This window comes from Bernardetia aquimarina (genome assembly GCF_042180575.1).
Lineage (GTDB): Bacteria > Bacteroidota > Bacteroidia > Cytophagales > Bernardetiaceae > Bernardetia.
The window spans coordinates 5012668-5036322 of record NZ_CP170094.1; the positions used below are offsets into that span (position 1 = coordinate 5012668).

Sequence of the window (23655 nt, forward strand, 5' to 3'; positions counted from 1 at the left end):
ATTTATATCCCCCCTTCCGAATCTATAAGAACATCATTTGCGTAGGCGAGTACGATAGAAGGTTCTTGAATGAGTAAATTTTTTGAATAAGGGTAGGTGTAAAACTCCCAAGTTTTACCAAGGGTATAATCTACATTTGGTAAAATAGTAAACTCTATTTCTGACTGAGAAATAAGCTGCCCTACATTTGCAGTTCCCAAAGAAACTCCATTTTTTGACACTCTAAATGAAGTAGCAGAAACAAAAGTAATTTTCCATTTTATCGTTTCAGAGGAAGCAGGAAGTAAAGATTTACTCCAGACTAACTCCGTCATATTTTCAAGTAAAGGACGAGCGAACGGCTCAATATAAAAGTAAATCGTATCTGAGCTATCCACACCTTCAGTTGTTTCGACGACTTCTACCAAATCATTTATTTTCACTTTCCCTCCAATCGTTTGTTTATCAGCCGAAAGGAAACTTAAAATATTTGCTTTTACAGCAGCAACCACGGCAGCACGAACGAAATTAGAACGTACTTGAATAGAGAATTTTACTTTTGCTTGTAAAACGCCTGCGCTTCGGACAGTAATATTTGTCGTTATCATTCTTCTTGTTTCCAAAAAAGAAGCGACATTGTCAAGCAGCGTTTGTGTAGCCGTTCCACCACCCAAAGGAGAAACGTAAATATCTACATATTTCCCACAATCAAAAAAATGACCTGCATTTCCAACTCCAGCAGCCAAAAGAGGTACATCGCTATAATCACTTGGTGTTACCATGTTATCTTGGGTGCGAATAAAAATAGGAATTTTGCGTTGCAAATCTTCTAGTGCTTCAATATCTGCGCCTCCACTTGCTCTATCAAGGTTAGTAACTTTCAAAACAAACCCACTCGGAACGCTTACCGAGCTAATAAGGTCTGTAATAGAATTTTCAGAGACGTTACCTCTACTTCCTTCAGATACGGCATAGTTGGCAGTAATATCAGCTCCCACTTGTGGAATTTCTCCTTTTATTCCATCGCCAAAAACGATTTCCATTTTACGAGTTTGTCCAACTCCTGCCACAAAATCCCTATTGATTTGAAACGATTTTAAGAAGGAATCTTTTGAGGCCCAACCTAAACCATTTACCAAAACAGAAACCGAATTATCTACAATTTCTTCTATGAGTTCGAAAGTTTGTGAAGCCGTTCCATCAGAAGTACCGACGGAAATATTGGTAAATGAAATTTGTTGAACGGCATCGACAAAACCTTCTGTTTGTCCTGCTAAAATAATTAGATTATCAGACGTGGTATAGATAATTTCGTCAGCCGTTTGGACTTCTGTTCCGATAGGAATAAGCACGTCAGAAGGTAATGCGCTTTCAAAATAAAAACGAAGCTCAACCGAAGCAGGAATCACTCCTTTTACTCGGTAGCCTACCATCTTAGCAAACTTGACAGCGTTTTTATAACGAGTTGCCGTTACTAAAAAACTCTCTCGTGCCTGTTCATCAATATAATACCCAAGCATTTCAGCAATACCTCCCCAAACAAAAAGCAGCATATATAATGGCTCTGTCGGAGAGTGGTCAGTATGTCGTGGAAGTTTGGCTGGTAGCTTAGGCAAGACAGTATTCATAATCTGTTCTTGACTTCGGTCACCATAACTAACAAATTCATTTTCTAAACTCATCTTATTTTTATTCTATCGTATCAAAATTCTTTTTTTATCTAAAAAATATCTCTATGTCTTATAAAATGATTGCTAAAACTATCATCTCCTATTCCTTTATCAAATTGAGAAACTAAATCAGTATTTACCTTTTTCCAAACTTTATTTACCTGTTCAAATCTAGATTGATATATAGCTCTATTTTCTCTCTTTAATTCTAAATCTTTTCTAATTTCCCTCCAACAAAGATCGAACAACAATTGAGGTTCGTATTTAAGTGTACGACGACGAGTATTTAGAGTAGGTTGAAAAAATTCTTGCGATATGTACTTTACACCTAAGTTAAACAAATTACTTTCTAACAAATTATAACTATCAAGTTCTTTTAATTTATCATTAATTAGAACAGATAATAAGTACTTACCTGTAAGACAATAAAAAAAGAATGAAAAATCTTCTATTGTATCAAGATGTATAGATGGTATTTTCATTGCCTTATTTCCTGCTCCAAATTCATTTTCTTGTATTATTACAAATTCATTTTCTTGAAAATTAATATAATAATCGCCAAGATAAAATACTTCATCTTCTTGCATGATTAATTCAAGATTAGCAAATTTTATCAATTCTTGATATAAACTATTGCCTAACATATTTGTAATGGTTTTTATTTTTTAATTCCATCTAATACGAGGGAATTAGACTTCTTCTTTTATTTTATCAATATCTTCTTTTTCTTTCTTCTCAACTAAACCTTTTATTTGGTATTGACGATTTTTAGAAAGTACTTCTATTAAGGCTGCATCAATTTCAACGTATGTAATTTCATTATTTTTCTCTTTGCAAAAAAAGTCTATTGCTTCAAGAATTCGATAATGTAGTGATTGAATATTACATTTTACTTGAATTGACTGTTCTGATATTGCCATAGTTTTTTATATGTTAAGTTCACGATAAAAAGGAAAAACATAACTGCCCTCTTGGTTGCTTCCTACGATTTGATAGCTAATAATGCACTTAATCGCATTCTGTGGAAGCTCTTGTTTTTCAAATGTTACATTTTTTATTTTTATTCTTTTTTCTAAACGCTCAACAGCTTCTACAATAAAATTATACAAAAGCCTTTCTAAAATAGTGTCATTTGGCTCATACCTCAAACGCTCTATCTGCACTCCAAATTCAGGAGCAAAAGGACGTTCCTTGGTCGGCTGCAAAAGAATAATAGCAAGTGATTGATTAATGAGTTCTTGATCAGAGGCATAGATGGAACGCCCTGCCGAATCTACTCGCAAAGGAAATGCTAATCCAATACCTGTAATTTTATCACTCATTTTGAATCTTTATTTTAATAATACTGCTATTTTGCTTGATAACTGTGTAATAGCTGTTTGCGTATCTGCAAAAACATTAGTATTTAAAGGTGTTGTTCCAACTGCAACTTTAAAAGTAGTTAGAACAATCATTAGTTCTTGTAAAATTTGAGCCAAGGATAAAGCTGTATTTTTCACTCCAATTCTACCACTTGTACTTTTCAAATCTATATCTGAAAAAGCGTTTATTGTTATTTTTCCTTTTCCATCTATTTCTATATCACCATTTTCAAAAAGCTCAATACTTGCCTCTTTTGATTGAATAAATATTCTATCGTTTTTCAAAGTTATTCCATCCAAATAACGCTCTTTAAACTCCTCTGGAATTTCTTTATCTGAAAACCAACCCATCTCCCAAATTGGCATTGATGAGTCGCCATTGATAAAAGTTATCCAAACACCACTACCCACAGAAGGAATTGCAAAAATTCCAATATTATTGCCATTAAAAATAGACTTTCCATAAATCCACTTTTCAAACACTTGATCTCCCAAAACAGAAGGGATTTTAACCTTCAAACGACCACGCTTTTCAGGGTCATTATTTTCAATTACAAGCCCTTGGTATAATCCGTAAAACCTACCTGTCCGCTCTAAACCCTGTTCTTGAACTGCGTTTTTGAATTTTCTATCCATTATTTATTTTATTCGTTTTGAGTTTTGGTCAAAAAACAAAACTTCACTTTGTGCTTCATTCGTTTGTGTACTTCCTTGACTATCATTTACAGCCTGGCTTTTCGTACTCGCTTTGTCAGGCTGCACATTTGTAACAGACTTGTTTGTTGCATTTTTCTTCAAATCGCAAGTCGTTTTGTAATACGCCCCTGCTGTAATATCCGTTTTTACACATACAATTTTCCAGTTTCCTTCGTGTTTTTTTGCCACTCCTGCAATCGTCAAGACTTGCCCAGCTTTCAAAATTGGATTCCCTTCAACTACCAATATCGCTGTAACATTTCCTAATGATTTGTCTTCTTGAATTTTGTTTACAAGCCCGTCATTTTCTGCTTTATCGACAGAGCCTTGCACTAACTTTCCATCTTCCGACTTTTCAGCTTCTGCTTTTTTCTTAGGAAATACTTTTGTTTGATTCCCATTTGCATCTACTTTTACTTCGTACTCGCCTAACTTTTCTTTGTCTTTATCATCGCTCTTAGCTTCACTTTTTTGGATAGCATTGGTTTGAGGATTTAAAGAAAAAGAAGTTGTTTTTTGAGAAGAACTATCTTGTTTTGAATACTTTACTTTTGGGTGGAACGAAATAATATCTTTTCTCCATGTATAAGTCTTGATAGATTCTTTTAGTAAATTTCTTTTTTCTAAAATGAGTGTTTCACCAGTTACTCTAAAAACTAAATTTTCTCTTTTCGCTAATTGCGTAAGAAAATCAAAGTCAGATTTCTGTGCTTGTGGCAAGTACGAATACTTTTTTTTCGTTTCAATAATCTCTGCTTTTAGAGAGTATTTATCAGCTATTTCTTGTACCAGCTCTGAAAGTGTTTTTTCGTTATGAATTTTATTAGAAAACTCTTCTTTCATAAATTGCCCTACATCGGTAGCATCAATTTTCAATTTAATGACATCTCCATAAGGCGTGTCGAAATCTGAAATTTTAGCTACTTTTATTTCCGTTTGAAGCCCACCGATATAACCAAAAAAGAAGTTTAACTTTTCGCCAATTGCTATCCAATCCTCATCAATTTCAAAAACATTTTTTAGTGTTACCGAAATACGAAGTAAATCATCTTTTTCTAAAGTATCTTCATAGCTAAAACTATCCACAAAAGGAGTAATGTCCTCTCCTGTGGAAGCTATAAATACTTTGTAAAAAGGAGAACCTACTTTTCCTTCCATTTAATCTAATACTTTTGATAGTTCTTTGAAAAAATCTGTAACTACATCAGCAATTTTTAGAGCAGCAGGATGAGTTACTTCAAGCATTGAGTTATTCAATTCTTCTCGTTTCAAACTGCCGTCGTTATGAATCCAAACGCAAGTGATAGTTTTACCATCTGTTTTTTCGACAGTCATAGCACGTTCTGGATTACTTTTTAGACATACTAAATCGCCTATCTTCATTGAATTAATTATTATTTTATCAATTAAATCTACTAATTTTATAAATTTAGTAAAAATACAGCTATTTTATTGTAAGATTAATAATTTAATTGATTTTTTTTACTAAATTTGAAGTGTAGATAATTTTCAACGTTTAGATGTTTGGTGCGTTTAACGTTGTCTTTTTCATTTTTTGTTTGTAAGTATGAATTTTTTAGGTGTGAAAAAACTCTCATTAATTTGAGAGTTTTTTTTGTGCTTTATTTAACCCAATTTCCATTGCAAAACATCAGGAATAACAATCTCACTTCCGATATATTCAGTAAGCTGCCAAGGCTTTTCGATGTTGTTTGCATCTGCGATAATATGCCAATAGTTCTTAGCCTTCGGAACAAGAGAGTCATAATACCTATTCGCCAAAACTGTCAAATCATCTCCGGCGACTACTAAGTGCATTTGAAACTGTAAATTTTTGGTAGGTTTTCTTTCCTTGACTTCTAAAATTCGTCTGCCATCTTCGAAAATAATTAGACCTCCTCCTGCGTAAAGATTTGATTCGTGTAATCGGATTGGTTTTTCTGTTGCCATTATTCTACTTATTAAAATTGTCGTATGTCTGCAATACTTCTATTATTATCTACTGCCAATGCAAAAGAAATAGTTACCTCTGCACGTCTGCTGACTAATCCATTGTCTTTTCGGAAATCCATAAATTTATACTTTACATCTTTTACGATGTATGCTTTTCTATCAAATATTTTCCCAAAAACGAAAGATACTTTTCGTACAGGTGCATTGAATGAATCATTTGCCATCAACCCTAAAAGCCAGTTTACATCTCTCAAAACATTATCTACACCAGAATCATCAGCAAAAAACTGACAAGAAATAGAAAATGATTCTGAACCTCCTGTAAAGTGGAACAACGAATCATTTCTTCCAGGCACGTTGATTTCTGCATAATTACCAGAACGCTGTCCAGATATTTCAGATGGCATTTCTTGCAACTCCAATCTTTCGAAAGGTTCTGCTAATTCCAAGATGTAGATTGAGCCGTCAAGGGCTGAGAGTTTGTGTTGCATTTTTTCTAAATTAAATTTTGCTTCTTATTTTTATCAAAACCCAAGCGCAACCTAAAAATAAAGCTATATTCAAAATTAAAAATAAAATACCTAGAATGTAATTTTGTTCTTGGAAACAAGAAAGCATTGTATTAGCCAACATTTCCATAACCACAACATTTAAAACTAAAAGTGAGTAGCCTATTATTTTGAAAAATGTTTTGCTCATTTCTTATTATGTTTATCGGTATTGCATTGCTTTCTATGTTTCCTATATAAGAGATAAACCAAAGTAGCTATCATCATAAAAATCATAGCAGATTGATAAATATTGAGAGGTTGTATTAAAGGAATTTTCACAAGCTCCAAAACAACAATAATAGCCAAGTGAATATTTGAAGTAGATTCATGTATTAATTCTACCTTTTTTATTCTATAATAAATCAAGTTGAAAAAGTACAATACCGATAAACTTGTGGTAGTCCAAGTGATTGCGTTTATGCTAAATTCTATCATTTCTTCTCTAATTTTTTAAGCGTTTCCTCAATTCCTCCCACTTCAATGATTTTTAGAATTACATTTTTGAAATTCTCCCACCCTCCAAGATCTTGAATAAAAGTAATCAAACCGACAATTTTATTAGCAATTTCTAAAATACGCTTTACTTTTTTTCCTGCTAAGAATTTTAGCCATTTTACAGTTTTGCTTTCTAAGATTTCTTGTAAATCCTCATACCATAAATAGGCTTCATTTTCTTTTATTATTTCTACTTTTTCTAAGCTATCAACTAATCTCTCTTTTTCAATTTTTGCAAGTGCCATATTTCTTTAATTATATCGTTATCAATGACTTGTTTTGTCAAATTTACAAAATAATTAGCTTTTTATTGAAAATTTCATAAATAAACCAATCAATATTTTTATATTTGATTTTAGTTAATGATAGATAGTTTTAATATAAATCCCAAATTTACCTCGTATGAAAAGTTATAAATTTTTGCTCTTTGCTTTTGTGTTGCTCCTCTTTACAACACCTGTATTTGCCACTTTTGATTTTGATGATGATTTGCCTGATAAGGAAAATTCTACAAAAGTCATTTTAGTAGTTGATCAAGAGAGAATTCAAAATGAAGATTTTGCAAGTCCTTCGGATTATCTTTCTCCTATTTCCTATTCCTATTTTGAGAGGAATGAACCAAAGATTTACAATGATGCTATTGATTTGCATCATCAGTATCATTTAACAAATCATACAAAATCAATTACCGTAAAGGATATGTCAAGAATTAAAAATCCCTTTCGGTTTTTATTTAAATCAAATCGGATATTCATCGCTTCGAACTTGCAATCTGATAGCAGGAACAGAGCATAGTAATTTTGCTAAACTTCTTCTATGGCTAGATGGACTCTAAATCCAGTAAGTTTTCGAAGTGATAATAAGAAATATGGCTAAATAGCCTCTAAAACAAAAACGCATCTAACTTCTACAGCTAGATGCGTTTTTTTTTTGCAGGACTATTTATTTTAAAGTCATCTATTTAGTATAAAAACAATTCACTATCTAAATCACTTATTTTAACCAAAAATATTAATTGAAAAACTATTTTAATTTTGTTAACAAAAATCAATTCTTAGACCATTTTTCTATAGAAAAAAATGAAGCTCCTTACATAGTATAATTAGTTAATAAAATATAAATACTGGTTAAACAAAGAATTTGTTTTTCTAAACTACCAAATGCTAATCATACAGAAGTCTATTTTATTTATAATGGTATTGTTTTAGATGTGTAAATACTTAAGCTCAATACAATTAAAAAAAATGGCACCTTTTTATAAAATACAAATTGTGTTATATGACTCTATGCTGTCTAATTTATCATCTGATTATTTTTTAAATTTATGCACTTTATAAAAAAACTCCTCAATTTAGGGTTACAATACGCCAATACTTCTCAGCAAAAAAGAACTGTTAAGATTGTAAATATCATTAGTTTATTGATGCTTTGTGTTTGCATTCTTTATATTGTTTTGTTAACAACTTCTATTCTTTCTATCGAAACAAGCAAAGCCTTTTTTATCCTAGGATTTGTAGTTCTACAAGCACTAACTTCTCTCTTTGCTAATTATTATGGAAAGTTACTTTTTGCTAAGCTATTTTTCTTTTTGGTTATAAATAGTATTATTTTCTATAGGGTAAATTCATCAGACGTAGCTGCATTCAACGCTTTAAGTTTTGTAATGGGAATACCTATTGCAGGACTTTTCTTCACTAATAAAGAAAAAATATGGAAAACAATATTTTTTATTTTACCTTTTATACTCTATATCATTTCAGAAAGTTCAGACTATAGTATTTTTGAAACAATTAATGTTAATTCAGAAGAGCTTAAAATTGGAAGAATAGTTTATATTTTATTCAATATGGTTATTTTATGGGCAATTATTCATTCTTTTACAGCTGATATGGAAAAAAATGAAACTCAACTGCACCATACTATAGAAGAACTCAAGATAACTAGAGCAAGTTTAGAGGTGCAAGAAGAACTTGTTGAATCTCAAAAAGAAATAAAGACTAAAAATGAAGAGTTACAAGCAACAGAAGAAGAGCTTCGCCAAAATTTAGAAGAACTTAATGCTACACAGGAACAACTCCAAGAAGTTTTTCTAATAAATCAATATCAATTAGAAGCAATTAATACTAACTTTGGGTATGTAGAATTCAAATTAGATCGAACAATTACTAATGTAAATAGTAGATTTGCTGCTTGGACAGAATTTAAACCAACAGAGTTAATTGGACTTTCTCACAAGCAACTTCTTCATCAAGATGAAAATACTGAATATTATTTTGAAAATTTATGGAAAGATTTAGAAACAGGAAAAACTGTAAGTGGTATTTTTAAAAGAAAAACCAAATCCAATAAAAATTTATGGGTTTTTGGAGCATATTGTCCAGTAAAGAATCAAAAAGGAGAAATCATCCGTATAATCAAAATAGTTAGTAATTACAATACACAAAAAGAAACCGAATTAGAAATTCAGAGCCAAAAAGAAGAACTTTTGGCAACAGAAGAAGAACTCCGTCAAAATTTAGAAGAACTCAATGCTACACAAGAACACTTATTAGATGCAAAACAAGAACAAGATAAATTTGTCGATTTAGTAGAACAGGCTGATGCTGCAATTGCTATTGCAACTTTGGATGGAAAGGTAGTTTATCTTAATAAAAAAGGACAAGATATTTCGGGGTTTGGAAAGCAAGAATATCAAAAAACTATCACCACAGATTATTATCCAGAATATGAAAAGCCTAAATCAAAACAAGAGGTATTACCTGCCATCGAAACACAAGGATATTGGAGAGGTGAAAGAGATCTAATAAATCATAAAACAGGACAGATTTACCATACAGATGCAAATGCTTTTTTACTCAAAGATAAATCTACTGAAGAAGTCATTGGTTTGGCTACTGTTCAGATTGATATCACATCTCAAAAAAATCTACAAAAGGAGCTTAAAAATAAACAAAACGTATTAGATGAGGCAGAGAAAATAGCCAAACTAGGAAGTTTTGAAATAGATTTAGCTACACAAAATGTAATACACTCTAAAAATTTATTAGCACTCTACCAATTAGACAAGTTAGAATCAATGGCTGAGCTTATTCCACTAATGCATTCTCAAGATCAAAATCTTATCATTGAAACACTCACGAGTGCTGCTCAAGGTCAATTAGATGAATTTGATGTAGCTTATCGTTTAAAAACTAAAAATTTTACAGAGTATCGCTATTATAGAGCTATTGGAAAAGTTCTCAAAAAGGATGATATTCCTAGCACTGTGATTGGATCAGTGCAAGATATACACGAACAAAAACTTAGAGAGATTGAAATTTCTGAAGCCTATAAAAAAGTTCAAGTCTCTGAAGAAGAATTACGTCAAAACTTAGAAGAACTTCAAACTACTCAAGAACTTTTAGAGGAACAAAAAAATGAAATAGAAACAGCTTATCAGGAACTTCAGTCTACTCAAAAGCAACTTATTCAATCTGAAAAAATGGCAAGTTTAGGGCAATTAGTAGCTAATATTGCTCACGAGATCAATACACCTTTAGGAGCTATTCGCTCTTCTACCGAAAATATATCTGATAATCTAGAAAATAACCTATTACAATTAGCTTTAATTTCAAAAGACTGTACACAAGAAGAACTAGAGAGTTTTATGTTTTTTTTAAGAAAATCTATTTCCAAACCTGATACACTTACCACTAGAGAAAAAAGAAAGATACGTCGTGTCTTACTAGAAAAACTAGAACAGAATGAAATAGCAGATGCAGAAACATATTCAGAAATACTAGTGGATATGAATATGCAAACGGAGGAGGAATTATTTAGTTTATTAGTTAATAATAAAAATGGTGAAAGACTTATCAATATAGCTTATCAGTTATCAAATATTATAAAAAGTAATCAAACCATTCAAATGGCAACTGATAGAGTTTCTAAAATCGTATTAGCTCTTAAAACGTTTGCACGTCAAGACCAAACAGAAGAGAAATCTGCTGTAAATATTAATGAGAGTCTTAACACAACCCTAACGCTCTATCATAATAAAATTAAACATGGTATTGATGTGAGTCGTGATTTTACAGAAATTCCAATATTTATGGGTTATCCAGATGAATTAATACAAGTTTGGACAAATATTCTTCATAATGCTATCCAAGCTATGAATGGAAAAGGTAGACTAGAAATTAAGACTAAAGTAAAGGATCAAAAAGCTATAATCTCTATCCAAGACACAGGTGGAGGTATTCCTAAAGAAATAAAAGATAAAGTTTTTGATCCTTTTTTTACCACCAAACAGGCAGGAGAAGGAAGTGGTTTAGGGTTAGATATTACAAAAAAAATAATTGAAAAACACGATGGGGAAATTTGGTTTGAAATTGAAGAAGGAGTTGGAACTATTTTTTTTATAGGAATACCTATTAATTAATACCTAATGTTAGCAATAGATAAAAATTTTGAGTAATCCATACTGAGTTTGCTTCATAAAATCCTTCCCAAGTGGACAGTTTGGAAGCTCATATTCTCTTGCAGCTTCATCGTATTTTTTACTCATTTCTTCAGTTCTGATAAGTAAAAAATGCGCTTTATTTGGATTAGAGATAATGACATCAAAAACTTCTTCTTTTGTCATTGTTGTGTGGTCAAGTTGGTGTAGCATAGTTTTTAGTTTGGTAGGGTTAAATATTCAGGATAAAAAATGGTTAGTATTTCTGATAATCCATATCGCAAGCGATTTTCATAGTCTATTCCTTTCGGGTTTTTTGGCATATCATACCTATTAATAAAGAGATTAAATGCAAGTCTTATCTCATCAGTATTGACAAATAAATATTGAATTCTGTATGGATTTTCTTCTAACATTTTGAGAATATCTGCTTTATTCATTTTTAAAGCTTCTGATTCCTTAGTCATATTATTCGCTATTTATTAGTTCGTGTTTAATTTACACTACTGTACACGATAACGTGCCTTAATGGTTATCAATTTGAGCAAGAAAAAGCCGTCTAAACCTATCTTTTTTGAGAAAGTTTAGACGGCTTTTAGACCACTTTTAGCCGAGATTTAGACCAAAAACTAGCTTCTTGCATCGTCTAGCTCATTCATTTCACGTATTACAGCAGCTACATCACGGTCTCCAATCTGAACATTAAATTTAGGTTGGAGATTAACTTGTGTATTTTGTCCTCCTGCATTAGCCATTCCTGCTTGCCCTAATTGCTTAATTCCTTCTGATGTTTCCCTAGTTTGTTGCGCTTTCGTTACAGAAGCATTATTAATATTACCTACCTTTTTAGAAAAAGAAGAACTCGCTTGTGATGGCGCAACTTCAGTATCTGAAACACCACTTCCTGCTAATCCTGTTTGTGCAACAGCAGCTTGTTTTGCTTGTCCCTCTGCCGTATCTCCACCGATTCCAAAATAAGCAGCAACAGCTTCACCCCCTGGTAAAGCCTTCAAGGAATTAACTAGAAAACTTGTTATAGATGACCAACCTGCTTTTATTCCTTCTAGTAGATTTGTAGTTATGGCATTGCCTATTTTTAAGAAAAGTTGAGGAAGGGAAATGAAACCTCCTTTAAACTGTTCGATATATCCATTTATTTGAGAGAAAGTATTTGTAACAAAATTGTAGAATATCATAAATCCTTCTAAGGCAAGAGTTACATAGTTGGCTGTAATTTCTAAAGCAACGGCAATTCCACGAATACCCAAAGTAAGAGCGTCAAAAGCATATCCTCCAAGCTGTGAAAATATACTCACATCTCCTCCCAACTTATCAATCGTAAAACCTGCTTTTGCTAATAAATCTATAATTGGACTGAATGCCGTTCCTATTCTACCAAAGGCTTCTCCAACTGAGCCAAATACATTTTTTAGGTTTTCAAAACGCTCGGCAGCTCCTCCAAAGAATGCTTTTATACGAACAATCCAAGTTCCAATATTTAATGCAAATTCTCCTAATCCGATTGAATTTAGAGCTTCATACAATTTTCCACTAAGCGTAAATCCTTCGCTCGTTGCAGATTTCCAAATGGCTATAACTGCGTGAATAGCTCCTCCCACTTTTTGCATAAATCCTAAGAAGCCAGTTGCAGGAGCTGCATTACCTTCTAAAACATTTGTAAAACTTTGATAGGCTTTTACTAATCCATAAATAACGCCAGCAACGGCAACTCCAACTGCAATAAAAGGAAGTAAAGGAACTAATGTAGATGCAAAAGCTCCTTTCAACATTACCAAAACAGGCTGAATTGCCATCATAGCAAATTTTACAGTATGAAAAGCAGATACAAAACCACCCAAGGCAACAAGACCAGCTCCCAAAGCTCCTGTTAATCCAATAATAAATGTTCCAAATCTTGAATCGGCAATACTTGTCATATAAGAAGCCAAACTTGAAAAGGCTTGAACGATAGGTCGTACAAAAGGCTCAATTTTATCTCCAATAGAAATCAACATTCCACTTACAGCCGATTGTAATTTTGTAAAATCTCCAGCAAGATTATCCAACATTTTTTCTGCCATATTCTTAGCGTAATCTTCACTTACGTTGGTAACATCACTAGCATATTTAACGAAGTCTTTTTTCATAGCTTCGCCTACCGTTTTATTAGAGTTATCTAAAAAGGCATTAACTGTTTTCTTTCCTATTTTACCAAATAAATCCTCTAAAACTGCCATTGCTTGTGTATTACCCATTCCCTTTAATCCCTGTTGAAGTTTTGGAATAATTTCACTTAGCGTTTTTAGATTTCCATTTTTATCCACAACATCTGACATATCTAAACCAAGCTTGGCAAAAGCATCAGACATTTTTCCTTTTTTGATATTCCCCAAATGTGATAAAAAGTTTTCCATTGAAGTACCAGCAACTGAACCCTTCAAACCAATATCGCCAAGCATACCAGATAGAGCTAACATTTCTCCACTTGCAATACCCAAACCACTCGCAGTAGCTGTTACATATTTTAATCCTTCCCCAAGTTGCACTACACTTGTGTTGGCACTTGTAGCAACAAAAGCCATTTGAGATGCTAAATAATTGGTCTGTTCTGCTGACATTCCCATTGCTGTCAGTGTATCTGAAACAATATCAGCCGTTGTGGCAAGGTCTGTTCCACTCGCAGCAGCTAAATCCAAAAGCCCTGGCATTGCTCCTATAATTTGATTGGTTTTAAAACCTGCCATTGCCAAAAACTCTTGTGCTTGACCGACCTGAACAGCAGTATAAGCTCTCGTCGCTCCTAATTCTTTTGCGTTTGCTTTTAGCTGTTCAATAGCTTGTGCGTGAGCTGCTCCTTGTAATCCTGTTTTTGCTCCAACGGCAGAGATTTGTTTGTTTAAAGCCATTGATTCTTTTACAGCCAAACCAAGAGGAGCAAGAAGCGCAGCCCCTGCACCCATCATTTTAAAACCTGTACCAATACCTTTGAGTGAAGATTCCATTTTTGCAGCCGTTTCAGAAGATACATAGTCTAATTGCTTAAACTTTTGTGTCATTTTACTGGCTGTGTTGGAAACCTCGTCTTTGAGCGTGAAGACTAAACCTATTCCTAAAACACTTGCTGCATTCATTATTGTATCATTTTATCGTATCAAAATTATTCCTATCAAAATCACATAACTGTCACATAAAAAAATCCTCATCTGAGCCTACAAACGAATATTTTATTAAATTTATCGCTGTAAAATCACGTAAAAAAATGGCTATGCGATGCTACAAACGAACATTTTATTAAATTTATCGTCGTACAATCACATAGCCATCACATTAACTTTTTGAATCTGCTAACTCTTTCGCTTTTTGATTATTGAGCCAAACCAAAATACGTGTCATTCGCTTGAATTCTAGACTATAAAATTCTGTAAAAGTAATACCAAGACCTGCATAGTGTATAGTACACCACATCTCATCCAATTCTTCTACAGAGCAGGGAACAAAAAAACCAAAGAATTTACAATATCGACAGTCTGTTTTGGTAGAAAAGCAAGTTCTTCAATCGGATGCGAAAACTCATGTGATGTGTTTATTTTCCCTTCTTTGAGATTGACTTGTTTTTGAATGAAAGACAAATCTCTTGCGATGAGTTTTTTCAAATCACATCTGAATTCTCTATCCACTTCTTTACCATCAGCATTGGTATCTTTTGTGATGATGACAGGTTTTCTCCATTCCAAAAGCGTATTCAAATGCACATCTTGAAGGTTTATTGTCCCTCCCAATTTATCCAAATCTCCTTGTGTAAGGATTCTCAAACGAACTCTTTGTTTAGAAACTGGCAGCTCAACATCATACTTATATTCTAACTCATCGTAAGATTTTACTTGCTTTTCAGGAGCTTGTTTCTCAAAGAAGTTTTCTGTAAGCTCAATAGAATGTTCGTGTTTGAAGGTATTCTTTTGCTGATTTTCCCATTCCAAGGTAAAGGCAATTTCTGGGTCATAGCAGTCTAAACGAAGTTGTATCATCAAATCAGTTACATCATTGATAGGCATCTTTTCAATATCTGCAAGTTTGATATTTGTATTTTCGCCTATTCGTTTTACAAGAGCAAGTAACATTTTTGTTTTGTTGTTCTTTGTGCCTTGCTTAGAGAAAATTTCCAAATGATTTCCTGTAATAAATTCGCTTTCTACTTCTACACCAGATTGCAGCTTATATACTTTTGTGTTCATTGTTTTTACAAATTATAATTTCTATTCTATCAATTATTTTAAATGAGTAATGAGAATGATTTCAATATTTATGAATTATATCGACAATACTTCCAAACGACTAACTGACCATTCTATCGTTTCATAGAATAATTCAGAAGAAGTACGGCTCAAATTATCAGGCGAAATTTTGACTGGAAAAATCTCTCCCAAATCATACGTTTTGACTGGCGTTTTTCCATCTGCTCCGAGCTGAACAAGTACAGCAAAACGAGCATACGCTTGACGTGGTGATTTCAACACTTCTTCATACCATTGGTCTATGTAATTATCAGGCAAGCCAATAGGAACAAGTTTTTTGGTAGTCATTCTACCGATTTTCTTTTTTGTTGGTATGTCTTTTTCGTACTCGTTTACTGCACCCTGGATTTTTACAGCTTCTATTTCACGTTCTGGCAGTTGGCATTCTTGAATCAAAAGTTCATCTACACCTGTGATTTCTAAACGCCACTTGGCTTGGGTTAAAAAATTTCCTTGCATGCTATTTTTAGTTTATAGTTATCGTATTTTTATTCTATCAAAAATTAAAACTTTCAAAGGTCTATTCTTATACAAGAACAGCAGAGGCAGCACTTGCGCCTTGTGTATTGACCGTTTCGATTCCAATTTGCTCCAAAGAACCGATTGGCGTTACATAAAATTCAATTTTGTATTCTCCTAACTGAACTTTTACTTTATCATTCAATACCAAATCATCAAGCGTATTTGCTTCTTGGTCGCCTACCCAAACATAGTCTTCTGTGATGGCTCTACGTGCAATCAAATCATTGATTGTTTCCAAAGCCTCTCTATACATTTCTCTAAATGTTGGAATATCGGAAGGTTTACTGATATATTTATTGCCTAGTTTTTCTGTCCAACGAAGATTGTAAATTGTCAAATCGCCAATATTTCTTTTACTAGCGAGTTGAGAATTATCTCTCCATAGAGAATTATTTCCATTCAATTTCACACCCAGTCCAGAAATACGAGAAACAAAATTAATCCCTGCATCATAGAGTTGGTCCAGTTCGGAATTAGTAAACTTACGAGCATTCAATACATCGCCATCTAGTTTCCCATATTCAGCAGCCGAAGCACTCAGCCATTGCCCAATAGCATCTTTTTTGGTAATGGCTTCCATAATGTCAGCCATTGGATGCAAATCTATAATTTGAGTTGAGTCTTGAATACTCCTAACTTCAATCTGACCAATCCAATATTCTGCAAACATAGAGTTTATCGGCTGATGTGAAAAAGAACCTGTTCCTTCTCGTTGAGCAATGGCATCAGCAACTGAAACATTTAAAGGCAAAGGAAAGTGAGTAGAGAGTTTGTTGGTTTCTGCCAAGGCAACAAAAGCAGCATCTACTTCAAAATTAGCATAGAAAAGATTGACTATATGGAAAATATCTCCAAAGTCAAAATCTTCAAAAGCTGCATTGAGAGCTGCAATAATATCAGCAGGAAGTAATGCACTAGCATCTTTTGCACCTAATGCAAGTGTTCCTGTAAGTGCATTTGTGAGGGTAAGTGTGTCTGAAATAGACAAAGAAACATTGATTAGTTTCTTATTGATAGCAATAACCTCTGTAGCCGTAAACGAAACAGGAACATCACGAACAACTTCTTCAAACTCAGTTCCTTTTTGGATAGTCAAATCAACTACATCAGCTTTTCGGCTTCTTGGAGATGAAGTTTTAACTACGATTCCATTATACCCTGCACCAACTTCTTTTGCAGTAACAATTAAACTTTCTGCGCCAACGACAATTTCTACACTTGCTTTTGTTCCGACGGTTGAGCCAGAAGTAAACTTATGCAATGGATTGACAATAAGAATTGCTCCTTTTCGCAAGGCACGAACAGCTTCTTCGGCTGTTGGATGTGTAACTTTTCCAAAGTTTTCTATAAACTCTCTTTCGGTTCTGACTTCTTTGGGTTTATTTGCAACTCCTCTCTCAGTTACGACTTGCACGGCAAATTTTGCAACTCCCAAATTAAAGGCTGTTTGCGTATCTTCTCTAAAAGAAACGGTGGTTTGTGGTCTCATTTTATTGTATCAGTTAAAATTATCAAATCAATTTTTTTATTCGTTGTCTTGAGTGTTTTTTACGTCTGTTGTTACTTCTGTCAAAATTCCTATCTCATCACTTATCAATTTATCAGCTACAATGAAAACATTTGAAACTCTGTACCTAAATATTCTTTCAAAATAATCTCCGTCTGAGTTGTCTTTGTAATCACTTTGGATATAATCAAAATAATTTTCTGTCTTTGAAAAATCGTTTTTTATTCCATTTTTGCAGCCAAATGCATCAAAAACGGACATAATTAGGTTATTCAAAAACCTATCATCTTCTGTATTATCAGTAACATATCCTATTTGATACGTTACATTATACGTTCCTGCTGGACGTTTGTACTTATTGTACGCTGTCTGCGATTCATTTTTTTCATACCGAACTGTTCCCCAAGCTCCTATATCAGCAGTAGCTATATCAATTCTATCAATGACAATTTTATTTACTTCGACAGCTCCTCTCGCCTTCACATCTCCTACACCAAAAATTTCTACAACTTTTGAGTTTGGAGTATCAATCATTGCTTTTAATTGTAGCAAATAATCAGCTTTTGAAAGAATAGAAATATCAGGTATTAGATTGTTTCTAACTAATTCCCTTCGCAAATAATCGTAAAAGGCTCGGTCTATTTCTTGGAGTTCGAATTGCATAAGTTGTTTTCTATTTTACATTCCTCTCAACAAAGCCTTTCTCATCGTGTTGGGTATCTCTGGAGAAGTAAGAATATAAGTTTCCATTTGATTTTTTACCACCATCCAAACAGGGCGAGCAGGAATATTATTTTTGGTAGAACCGTATTCATGAATAGCTGCTATTTTAGCTACACTTTCGCTATTATCATATTTTGCAGACTTTGGCACTCCTGCATATCCAACCAAAGAAGTAGTATTTGAAGTAATGGAATTGATATAAGTAGAACTTGCAATCAGTATTTTTTCAGACTTATTTTTAAACCTCTTATCTCGCTTTCCATCTTTTCTAATTCTTCCCCAAGAGCCTCCCAACTTTCTTTTCAAATAAGCAGGATTGAGTCGTTTCCATTCTGAGGGTTGCGACTTAATCCTATCTACAGCCATTTGTTCAGCTTTCAAAGCGACTTTAGCTATTACAGTACGCTCAGCTTTCGTTACATTTTCAACAAAGTTGCTGAATAGTTTATTTGCTTTCCCAAAATCTCCAGTTCGTTTGACAGGCATAGTTTTTTATCGTTTAGGTCTAATATTATCACGATAACCAACTGTTATGTACGTTTTTAGTGTCGCTAAGTCAGTCACTTGTATGACCGATGTAACTTCATATCGCTCTCCACGCAACGTCATATAATCGGCATTTGCTTTCAGTAAAAGTTCTCTATTTGCATCTAGTAAGCCATTTGCTTCTAATTGTGCAAAATTGATAAGAACATAATGTTCCGACATATCAGTCCTTCCCACTTGAGAAAATTTGACTGCTGCATCTTGTTTTGAGTCACTATCTACAATCAATCCTTTGAGAGGAATATCTCTAAATTCTTGCTCGTCATTGCTTTCCATAAAGCGATCGTAAATCTGACCTGCTAGATGATAAACAATATCATTTTTCAAAAAAGTATCTGGAATATCTTCTTGAAAAGCTTTATTGATTTGATTCAAATCGTTTGCATTGAGTAAATTAGCCATATTCTATTTTTTTTAAGTCCAATAATGAACAATCGGTAATGGATATTCAGAAATAGAACAATCATCACAAATGACAAGAGAAATATCCAACAGCGCAGCCGTATCACAGATTTCCTTTTTTAATGAAGCAAGTAATGTTTTTGTGTCCAACTGGATAGTTGAGCCATCACTTGCTTTATTAATATGAAATTCAGCTTCTACTACATCGGCTTTTGCCTTTTTTAAAGTCTTTGCAGATGCTTCTTCAGAAGTTTCTGTGTCCCCTGCGAGTGTTATGATTGCCTTTCTAAAAAGAGCTAAATATGCCGAATAAACACCAATCAAAATTATTTCTTGTTGGTTATAATTCAATTCAATTTCTACATCAGCATCTTCCTTTTTTAAAGGGCTTTGCAATGTCCATTGAACTTCCATTATAATTTTATCCAAACGAGAATCAATTACCGTATTTGTAATATCTACAAAGGGTAATCTATTCTGAATAATATCTTTGATGGTTAAAGGCATAACTTTTTACTTTTTAGTGGTACTTGTTTTGGTAGCAGGTTTTTTATCTTCTGCTTTTGGTTTCTCAGCAGGCTTTTCTTCTGCAACAGGCTTTTCTGTTTTGTCAGCTTCTTGCCTATCAAATTCATTTTTTGATGACTTTGATAAAGCTCCACTAGCAATTCCATTTTGGATAGTTGCTGTATTTTGGACTTCAAAAATTCCTTTGCCAACTAACATGGTCTGTTTTTTATTGGTTGGGTCCCAAAACTGATTGGCTTGAGGCGCAATCGTAACGAATATAGTTTCCATACTACGTAAATTAATTTTGTGTAATTGTAAAAAAGAAAATAGCACCAACTAGAACGAGTCTAATTGGTGTAAAATTCAGCTAAAAGGGCATCTACATCCATATAAGATGGGAATCCAGCAGCAGCAAAATCTACTGTTCTGTCTAAAATAACTCTTCCATTACGACGAGCAATGGCAAAACCTACATTCATAGAAACCACTCCTGTAACCGTTTGATTGACAATATTTTTATCTTGCTCAATCATAATTCCTGTCTCCTCTAACTTAACCATGGTCTTAGTAGGATCAAGTAAAAGAACTTGGTCATCAGAAGGCATCGTGAAAATCTCACGAGTAAAATCTTGAGGGACACCCAATGGAGGTAAACGGAACTGTTTTGTTTCGCCACTAAATCCTTTGAATTCTGGCAACTCATCAATGTCCATTCCTGCGTCTAGCCCTGTAATCATACGACTAGAAGAGTACGAAAGACGAGCCATCTGAGCAATTACTCGTTTGATGTCTTTTGAGGCAAATGCTCCTACCCCTCCTACTCCAATGATAGGTGCAGATTCGCTATTGTCAGTCATATCTCCACTAATCAAAACTTTCATTGCCATCGCATCAGCTTTCATTGCCATTTGCTCTCCGATGTACGACAAAGCATCAGCTAAATTGATAAGGGTTGTACTTCTCAAAACTTCATACGTCATTTTGATTCCACTCATTAGTTTGGTGGTCTTTGGACGTTTCTGACCTACTTCTACATCTGTAAATTTCGCATCTGCGCCTTCTGCCGTTTCTCCAACAGCACCATTTCCCATAATGATATAAGGGAAGGTAGCACGGTCTTGACCATTGGTACTTTGCGTTCGCATAATCCATTTGAGGTGCATTCCTCCATTTGCATACCCCAAATAAATGGCATCCAAAATAACTTGTGGCAATAGAAAGGCAAACTCTGGATTGTAGTCGCCTCGTTGATTCCCTCCGTACATGGTATGAAAACTTTGCGCTGTTAGCATATCCATCACTTGAGAAGGATTCAAGGTAAAGCTCTCTTTTCCTGTCAGTTTGCGAGCCATTCCTTCTAGCGTATCTGTATGAGGATTTACACCAAAGAGTTGTAAAAATTCAAACGTAGAGTTTGCTCCATAGAACAATTTTAAAGCAGCTTCTGTAGAGAGATTGATTGGAGCATGTTTCTCGTTTTTATCATCTGTCCAACCACTACGAGCTTTGTAAACAAAATCCGCAAACTGAGCAAAACTTTCCCGAGCAGCTTCTGCTGTTTCTTCCACAGCCTTTTGCGAAAGACTTTCCTTGTTTTCTCGCTTTGTAGCGAAGAATTGATGGGTCATTTCACACCCAATTGTTTTTTTCTTATTCTTATCCATATCCAATTAAAATTATCTTGAACGTTTAAAATTATTTTTTTTATTCTGTCAAATAAATGCTGTTTTCTGTGCTACTTATACGGCTGTCGAAACTCTAGGTGTATATAAAATACCCAAACGAGTACTTGTAGCATCGGAATTATCTAAAACGATAGCTGCATAATGGTTTCCAGTTGTTGCTGCTTCATAAATAGGCTTGTCGTTTAGTAAACTTCCTGTTGGTTTTACACCAATTCCATTTGCACCTAAAGAGGTAGTTCCATCTGAGCTTGATCCAAAAGTTTCACAAAGGAAAATTGTGCGAACGCCAACTCTTCCCTCTTTAGGAAGTGAATCTACTACTCCGATAAAATTATCAGAAGTGGCTGCGCTACGAGCCTCTACTAGACCTGCTGTGCTAACTACTACTTCCTGTCCTTTTACTAAGGTGGAATCAATTGCACATTTCAAAGTCATTACGCAACCTTGTTCAGGGTAGGTCGCTTTTTTGGTTGGTTGAATATCTCCTGTCATCTTATTTTAAATTATGGTTTAAGTAAAAATTGTCTAATGCATCATTTGAAGTTACCTTCTCAGTTTCACGCTCATCAGGTAAGTCAGTGTGTTCTGAATTGCGAACGGTAAACTCTTTTCCTCCACACTCTGAACATTTTGGAGTGCCGTAAATTGTCATGGCTTGTCCTCCCCAAGATTCAATCAAAGAATCTAGGCTATCAAAATCAGCTTTCATAATGATAGCTTCAATGGCTGGCGTAACTTCTTTGCCTAATTTAGCATAGACTTCTTTTGTGTAATTTTGCTTCTTTTTAAGAATTTGTTTTGAGAAACTTACTGACTCTTCACTTGCTTTTAGCTTTTTATTAGCCAGTTCAAGTTGTGTTTTGAGTTTTGCTACTTCTCCTTTTTCTTCTTCTAAAGAAATTTGAAGTTGGGTAATAGTAGATTGTTTTTCCTTCAACTCTTGTTTGAAGCTTTCTTGGGTAGCTTCTACCTTTTCTTCCTCTTGAGATTCAGTTTCAGTTTCTTCTTTTTTGGATTTATCAATAACATCTTTCAGTTCCTTTTCGTGGTCATCAAAAGTTTTGCCTAGTCCTTCACCGAAAGTATCATCCAACGATTTATTTGGATTGTCAAAAGTTAGTTTGGCAAACTTAGCCACTCCTTTAGGATACTCTTTTTTGAACTCCGTTTTGAATTGAGATTTATTTTCTGTTTTGGTTTTGAGTTCGTCCATACGAGCTTCATTCAGAATTCTATTCTCTTTGAGGTACTTGAAAATAACAGCATCTTCTTCCATTCCAAGCATCACGGCACAAGGGTCTGCACCATCCCAAACAGCAGATTGCTCAATCACTTCTGTAATTTTGGTTACTTTAAAGTGAGCGTACTCTCCATTGATTACGTTTCCGATGTTATACCAAGACTCCCAATCGTCTTCGAACTCATGAGAATATTCAAACTCAAACTGAACTCCTGCACTTGTCGCACGAATACCAGCAGGGTCAGAAGTGAGTAGCTCAACTTCTTTAGAGAATTCCTCACGGCTTACTCTAAAGAAACCATTGACACCAGCAGGAATAGCTACTCCATTTTGAATAAAGCCCTCATCAAACCAAACTTCTACCACGTTACCGATGATATTTTTAGTAGATAGGCTGTGATCAACTCGTAAAACTTGTCCTTCCCATAATTCGGCAGCTTCTTGCAATACCTTTTTAGGAAAAAAGGAACAATTCCAACCTCCTGCACCGATAATCGAATCAGCAGAAAGTAGTCTAAAAGGAATATAAGCGTACTTTGTATCAAAATTTCTGACTTGTGGAATGCCATTACCGATGATTTGTATCGCATAAGGGCGTGTGGTTTTATTCTTATCCATATCGTTTTATAAAATTAAAATTATCTTATTCTCTATCCGTTATTATTTTTTATTTCCTTCAAATCGCCTTTTACTTCTCCTAAAATCTCAGAGAAATTTTTCATAGAAGCATTCAAATGAGTAATAGAAACATCAAACTTTTGTGCAATATTGATAAAGCGTTCTGAATTTTTTGATAGCTCATTTTGTAGGTTTTCAGTATCTTTTTCAGTTTGTGTTATACGGGCTTCATATTTTATTCTTTGCTCTCTTTCGTTAGTAAGTTTGTCGTTTATATTCTCCTTTTCAACACCAATTTGCTTTTCAACAAGGAGAATATCTTGTGTATTTTTTTCAATGATTTTATCAACTTCTTTTATTCTTTCAGAAGCCTTCATTATCCTATAAATCCAAACACCAATACCAGTATTTGCTAAAAACATAATGGCTATAATTATTGCACCTACTATTTTTAATTCTGCGTCCAT

The 23655-nt window shown here is 33.9% G+C and carries 30 protein-coding genes; 2 read left to right on the forward strand and 28 right to left on the reverse strand.

The window, feature by feature from the left end:
* Positions 1–2: 2 nt before the first annotated feature.
* The 12 genes from ACE193_RS21505 to ACE193_RS21560 form a co-directional block, all read right to left on the reverse strand.
* Positions 3–1661, reverse strand: a complete 1659-nt coding sequence (locus ACE193_RS21505) for a baseplate J/gp47 family protein (RefSeq protein ID WP_375560257.1) — start codon at positions 1659–1661, stop codon at positions 3–5.
* Positions 1662–1699: 38 nt separating this feature from the next.
* Entirely contained in the window at positions 1700–2293 is a 594-nt protein-coding gene (locus ACE193_RS21510) for a hypothetical protein (protein WP_375560258.1), read from the reverse strand.
* A gap of 45 nt (positions 2294–2338) precedes the next feature.
* Positions 2339–2569 (reverse strand): hypothetical protein, encoded by a 231-nt coding sequence (locus tag ACE193_RS21515; RefSeq protein ID WP_375560259.1) that lies wholly within the window; start codon positions 2567–2569, stop codon positions 2339–2341.
* 6 nt (positions 2570–2575) lie between these two features.
* Positions 2576–2971: a GPW/gp25 family protein gene (locus ACE193_RS21520; RefSeq protein ID WP_375560260.1), complete on the reverse strand. Its 396-nt coding sequence runs from the start codon at positions 2969–2971 to the stop codon at positions 2576–2578.
* A 9-nt stretch (positions 2972–2980) separates the two neighbouring features.
* Positions 2981–3646 carry a phage baseplate assembly protein V gene (locus tag ACE193_RS21525; RefSeq protein ID WP_375560261.1) on the reverse strand — a complete coding sequence of 222 codons (666 nt, stop codon included), beginning with the start codon at positions 3644–3646 and terminating at the stop codon, positions 2981–2983.
* Between the two features lie 3 nt (positions 3647–3649).
* Complete coding sequence (locus ACE193_RS21530; protein WP_375560262.1) at positions 3650–4864, reverse strand: phage late control D family protein; 1215 nt, start codon at positions 4862–4864, stop codon at positions 3650–3652.
* A complete protein-coding gene (locus ACE193_RS21535; RefSeq protein WP_375560263.1) occupies positions 4865–5089 on the reverse strand; it encodes a hypothetical protein in 225 nt (74 codons plus the stop codon).
* A gap of 243 nt (positions 5090–5332) precedes the next feature.
* On the reverse strand, positions 5333–5656 hold the full coding sequence (locus ACE193_RS21540; RefSeq protein ID WP_375560264.1) for a hypothetical protein: 324 nt from the start codon (positions 5654–5656) through the stop codon (positions 5333–5335).
* Positions 5657–5667: 11 nt separating this feature from the next.
* Positions 5668–6150: a hypothetical protein gene (locus ACE193_RS21545; RefSeq protein ID WP_375560265.1), complete on the reverse strand. Its 483-nt coding sequence runs from the start codon at positions 6148–6150 to the stop codon at positions 5668–5670.
* 10 nt (positions 6151–6160) lie between these two features.
* Positions 6161–6358 (reverse strand): hypothetical protein, encoded by a 198-nt coding sequence (locus ACE193_RS21550; protein ID WP_375560266.1) that lies wholly within the window; start codon positions 6356–6358, stop codon positions 6161–6163.
* Positions 6355–6645, reverse strand: a complete 291-nt coding sequence (locus tag ACE193_RS21555) for a hypothetical protein (protein WP_375560267.1) — start codon at positions 6643–6645, stop codon at positions 6355–6357. Before ACE193_RS21555 ends, ACE193_RS21550 begins: the two co-directional genes overlap by 4 nt.
* Positions 6642–6950, reverse strand: coding sequence for a hypothetical protein (locus ACE193_RS21560; RefSeq protein WP_375560268.1), 309 nt, complete (start codon positions 6948–6950; stop codon positions 6642–6644). Before ACE193_RS21560 ends, ACE193_RS21555 begins: the two co-directional genes overlap by 4 nt.
* A gap of 157 nt (positions 6951–7107) precedes the next feature.
* On the opposite strand from ACE193_RS21560, the gene ACE193_RS21565 reads away from it, so the two are divergent.
* A complete protein-coding gene (locus ACE193_RS21565) occupies positions 7108–7500 on the forward strand; it encodes a hypothetical protein (RefSeq protein WP_375560269.1) in 393 nt (130 codons plus the stop codon).
* A gap of 529 nt (positions 7501–8029) precedes the next feature.
* On the forward strand, positions 8030–11125 hold the full coding sequence (locus ACE193_RS21570; protein WP_375560270.1) for an ATP-binding protein: 3096 nt from the start codon (positions 8030–8032) through the stop codon (positions 11123–11125).
* A gap of 9 nt (positions 11126–11134) precedes the next feature.
* Here the strand turns inward: ACE193_RS21570 and ACE193_RS21575 are convergent, their stop codons facing one another.
* The 16 genes from ACE193_RS21575 to ACE193_RS21650 form a co-directional block, all read right to left on the reverse strand.
* On the reverse strand, positions 11135–11356 hold the full coding sequence (locus ACE193_RS21575; protein WP_375560271.1) for a hypothetical protein: 222 nt from the start codon (positions 11354–11356) through the stop codon (positions 11135–11137).
* 5 nt (positions 11357–11361) lie between these two features.
* Positions 11362–11610, reverse strand: a complete 249-nt coding sequence (locus ACE193_RS21580; protein WP_375560272.1) for a hypothetical protein — start codon at positions 11608–11610, stop codon at positions 11362–11364.
* Between the two features lie 162 nt (positions 11611–11772).
* The gene (locus tag ACE193_RS21585) at positions 11773–14274 is read right to left on the reverse strand and encodes a phage tail tape measure protein (RefSeq protein ID WP_375560273.1); all 2502 of its coding nucleotides are present in this window, start codon (positions 14272–14274) and stop codon (positions 11773–11775) included.
* A 196-nt stretch (positions 14275–14470) separates the two neighbouring features.
* The gene (locus ACE193_RS21590) at positions 14471–14608 is read right to left on the reverse strand and encodes a hypothetical protein (protein WP_375560274.1); all 138 of its coding nucleotides are present in this window, start codon (positions 14606–14608) and stop codon (positions 14471–14473) included.
* 14 nt (positions 14609–14622) lie between these two features.
* Entirely contained in the window at positions 14623–15375 is a 753-nt protein-coding gene (locus tag ACE193_RS21595) for a hypothetical protein (protein WP_375560275.1), read from the reverse strand.
* A 75-nt stretch (positions 15376–15450) separates the two neighbouring features.
* A complete protein-coding gene (locus tag ACE193_RS21600; RefSeq protein ID WP_375560276.1) occupies positions 15451–15894 on the reverse strand; it encodes a phage tail protein in 444 nt (147 codons plus the stop codon).
* Between the two features lie 67 nt (positions 15895–15961).
* Positions 15962–17446: a hypothetical protein gene (locus tag ACE193_RS21605; RefSeq protein WP_375560277.1), complete on the reverse strand. Its 1485-nt coding sequence runs from the start codon at positions 17444–17446 to the stop codon at positions 15962–15964.
* A gap of 36 nt (positions 17447–17482) precedes the next feature.
* Positions 17483–18127 (reverse strand): hypothetical protein, encoded by a 645-nt coding sequence (locus tag ACE193_RS21610; RefSeq protein WP_375560278.1) that lies wholly within the window; start codon positions 18125–18127, stop codon positions 17483–17485.
* 15 nt (positions 18128–18142) lie between these two features.
* Positions 18143–18673 carry a hypothetical protein gene (locus ACE193_RS21615; protein ID WP_375560279.1) on the reverse strand — a complete coding sequence of 177 codons (531 nt, stop codon included), beginning with the start codon at positions 18671–18673 and terminating at the stop codon, positions 18143–18145.
* Between the two features lie 6 nt (positions 18674–18679).
* The gene (locus ACE193_RS21620) at positions 18680–19135 is read right to left on the reverse strand and encodes a hypothetical protein (RefSeq protein WP_375560280.1); all 456 of its coding nucleotides are present in this window, start codon (positions 19133–19135) and stop codon (positions 18680–18682) included.
* Positions 19136–19147: 12 nt separating this feature from the next.
* A complete protein-coding gene (locus tag ACE193_RS21625; RefSeq protein ID WP_375560281.1) occupies positions 19148–19642 on the reverse strand; it encodes a hypothetical protein in 495 nt (164 codons plus the stop codon).
* A 6-nt stretch (positions 19643–19648) separates the two neighbouring features.
* Positions 19649–19933 carry a hypothetical protein gene (locus ACE193_RS21630; RefSeq protein ID WP_375560282.1) on the reverse strand — a complete coding sequence of 95 codons (285 nt, stop codon included), beginning with the start codon at positions 19931–19933 and terminating at the stop codon, positions 19649–19651.
* Positions 19934–19992: 59 nt separating this feature from the next.
* Complete coding sequence (locus ACE193_RS21635; RefSeq protein ID WP_375560283.1) at positions 19993–21273, reverse strand: hypothetical protein; 1281 nt, start codon at positions 21271–21273, stop codon at positions 19993–19995.
* 111 nt (positions 21274–21384) lie between these two features.
* On the reverse strand, positions 21385–21822 hold the full coding sequence (locus ACE193_RS21640) for a hypothetical protein (protein ID WP_375560284.1): 438 nt from the start codon (positions 21820–21822) through the stop codon (positions 21385–21387).
* A gap of 1 nt (position 21823) precedes the next feature.
* Positions 21824–23188: a hypothetical protein gene (locus tag ACE193_RS21645; protein WP_375560285.1), complete on the reverse strand. Its 1365-nt coding sequence runs from the start codon at positions 23186–23188 to the stop codon at positions 21824–21826.
* Between the two features lie 32 nt (positions 23189–23220).
* Positions 23221–23655 (reverse strand): hypothetical protein, encoded by a 435-nt coding sequence (locus ACE193_RS21650; RefSeq protein WP_375560286.1) that lies wholly within the window; start codon positions 23653–23655, stop codon positions 23221–23223.

What these genes read in the sequence shown, in the direction of transcription:
- ACE193_RS21505 (WP_375560257.1), bottom strand. Translation starts at nt 1,661, where the DNA reads ATGAGTTTAGAAAATGAATTTGTTAGTTATGGTGACCGAAGTCAAGAA.
- ACE193_RS21510 (WP_375560258.1), bottom strand. Translation starts at nt 2,293, where the DNA reads ATGTTAGGCAATAGTTTATATCAAGAATTGATAAAATTTGCTAATCTT.
- ACE193_RS21515 (WP_375560259.1), bottom strand. Translation starts at nt 2,569, where the DNA reads ATGGCAATATCAGAACAGTCAATTCAAGTAAAATGTAATATTCAATCA.
- ACE193_RS21520 (WP_375560260.1), bottom strand. Translation starts at nt 2,971, where the DNA reads ATGAGTGATAAAATTACAGGTATTGGATTAGCATTTCCTTTGCGAGTA.
- ACE193_RS21525 (WP_375560261.1), bottom strand. Translation starts at nt 3,646, where the DNA reads ATGGATAGAAAATTCAAAAACGCAGTTCAAGAACAGGGTTTAGAGCGG.
- ACE193_RS21530 (WP_375560262.1), bottom strand. Translation starts at nt 4,864, where the DNA reads ATGGAAGGAAAAGTAGGTTCTCCTTTTTACAAAGTATTTATAGCTTCC.
- ACE193_RS21535 (WP_375560263.1), bottom strand. Translation starts at nt 5,089, where the DNA reads ATGAAGATAGGCGATTTAGTATGTCTAAAAAGTAATCCAGAACGTGCT.
- ACE193_RS21540 (WP_375560264.1), bottom strand. Translation starts at nt 5,656, where the DNA reads ATGGCAACAGAAAAACCAATCCGATTACACGAATCAAATCTTTACGCA.
- ACE193_RS21545 (WP_375560265.1), bottom strand. Translation starts at nt 6,150, where the DNA reads ATGCAACACAAACTCTCAGCCCTTGACGGCTCAATCTACATCTTGGAA.
- ACE193_RS21550 (WP_375560266.1), bottom strand. Translation starts at nt 6,358, where the DNA reads ATGAGCAAAACATTTTTCAAAATAATAGGCTACTCACTTTTAGTTTTA.
- ACE193_RS21555 (WP_375560267.1), bottom strand. Translation starts at nt 6,645, where the DNA reads ATGATAGAATTTAGCATAAACGCAATCACTTGGACTACCACAAGTTTA.
- ACE193_RS21560 (WP_375560268.1), bottom strand. Translation starts at nt 6,950, where the DNA reads ATGGCACTTGCAAAAATTGAAAAAGAGAGATTAGTTGATAGCTTAGAA.
- ACE193_RS21565 (WP_375560269.1), top strand. Translation starts at nt 7,108, where the DNA reads ATGAAAAGTTATAAATTTTTGCTCTTTGCTTTTGTGTTGCTCCTCTTT.
- ACE193_RS21570 (WP_375560270.1), top strand. Translation starts at nt 8,030, where the DNA reads ATGCACTTTATAAAAAAACTCCTCAATTTAGGGTTACAATACGCCAAT.
- ACE193_RS21575 (WP_375560271.1), bottom strand. Translation starts at nt 11,356, where the DNA reads ATGCTACACCAACTTGACCACACAACAATGACAAAAGAAGAAGTTTTT.
- ACE193_RS21580 (WP_375560272.1), bottom strand. Translation starts at nt 11,610, where the DNA reads ATGACTAAGGAATCAGAAGCTTTAAAAATGAATAAAGCAGATATTCTC.
- ACE193_RS21585 (WP_375560273.1), bottom strand. Translation starts at nt 14,274, where the DNA reads ATGAATGCAGCAAGTGTTTTAGGAATAGGTTTAGTCTTCACGCTCAAA.
- ACE193_RS21590 (WP_375560274.1), bottom strand. Translation starts at nt 14,608, where the DNA reads ATGTGGTGTACTATACACTATGCAGGTCTTGGTATTACTTTTACAGAA.
- ACE193_RS21595 (WP_375560275.1), bottom strand. Translation starts at nt 15,375, where the DNA reads ATGAACACAAAAGTATATAAGCTGCAATCTGGTGTAGAAGTAGAAAGC.
- ACE193_RS21600 (WP_375560276.1), bottom strand. Translation starts at nt 15,894, where the DNA reads ATGCAAGGAAATTTTTTAACCCAAGCCAAGTGGCGTTTAGAAATCACA.
- ACE193_RS21605 (WP_375560277.1), bottom strand. Translation starts at nt 17,446, where the DNA reads ATGAGACCACAAACCACCGTTTCTTTTAGAGAAGATACGCAAACAGCC.
- ACE193_RS21610 (WP_375560278.1), bottom strand. Translation starts at nt 18,127, where the DNA reads ATGCAATTCGAACTCCAAGAAATAGACCGAGCCTTTTACGATTATTTG.
- ACE193_RS21615 (WP_375560279.1), bottom strand. Translation starts at nt 18,673, where the DNA reads ATGCCTGTCAAACGAACTGGAGATTTTGGGAAAGCAAATAAACTATTC.
- ACE193_RS21620 (WP_375560280.1), bottom strand. Translation starts at nt 19,135, where the DNA reads ATGGCTAATTTACTCAATGCAAACGATTTGAATCAAATCAATAAAGCT.
- ACE193_RS21625 (WP_375560281.1), bottom strand. Translation starts at nt 19,642, where the DNA reads ATGCCTTTAACCATCAAAGATATTATTCAGAATAGATTACCCTTTGTA.
- ACE193_RS21630 (WP_375560282.1), bottom strand. Translation starts at nt 19,933, where the DNA reads ATGGAAACTATATTCGTTACGATTGCGCCTCAAGCCAATCAGTTTTGG.
- ACE193_RS21635 (WP_375560283.1), bottom strand. Translation starts at nt 21,273, where the DNA reads ATGACCCATCAATTCTTCGCTACAAAGCGAGAAAACAAGGAAAGTCTT.
- ACE193_RS21640 (WP_375560284.1), bottom strand. Translation starts at nt 21,822, where the DNA reads ATGACAGGAGATATTCAACCAACCAAAAAAGCGACCTACCCTGAACAA.
- ACE193_RS21645 (WP_375560285.1), bottom strand. Translation starts at nt 23,188, where the DNA reads ATGGATAAGAATAAAACCACACGCCCTTATGCGATACAAATCATCGGT.
- ACE193_RS21650 (WP_375560286.1), bottom strand. Translation starts at nt 23,655, where the DNA reads ATGGACGCAGAATTAAAAATAGTAGGTGCAATAATTATAGCCATTATG.